Source organism: Paraburkholderia sp. SIMBA_027 (genome assembly GCF_046535315.1).
Classification (GTDB): domain Bacteria; phylum Pseudomonadota; class Gammaproteobacteria; order Burkholderiales; family Burkholderiaceae; genus Paraburkholderia; species Paraburkholderia tropica.
Map to the genome: position 1 here is coordinate 1 of NZ_JAWRWY010000746.1, position 266 is coordinate 266.

A 266-nucleotide genomic window follows, 5' to 3' on the forward strand; every position below is an offset into this window, starting at 1 on the left:
GACGGAAATCATCGTTTCCGGCATCAACAAGCAGCAGGTCGGTCAGGTAGCCGCGGAAATCCGCGAATACCGCGGTCCCGAGCCCTACAAGGGCAAGGGCGTGAAGTACGCTGAAGAGCGTATCGTCCGCAAAGAAGGCAAGAAGAAGTAAGGATCACGCGAAATGGCTAGCAGGAAAGAAGCACTTGCACGTCGCGCGAGCCGTGTGCGCCGCCAGATCAAGGCGGTTGCCAATGGCCGCCCGCGCCTGTCGGTTCATCGCTCGT

1 protein-coding gene is annotated in these 266 nt (G+C 59.8%); it reads left to right on the forward strand.

Annotated features, from left to right (window positions below; translation table 11 throughout):
• Window positions 1-151 (forward strand): 50S ribosomal protein L6 (rplF, locus tag SB764_RS41045; protein WP_410866903.1); only part of this gene is annotated, 151 nt, incomplete at its 5' end.
• Window positions 152-266: the final 115 nt, after the last annotated feature.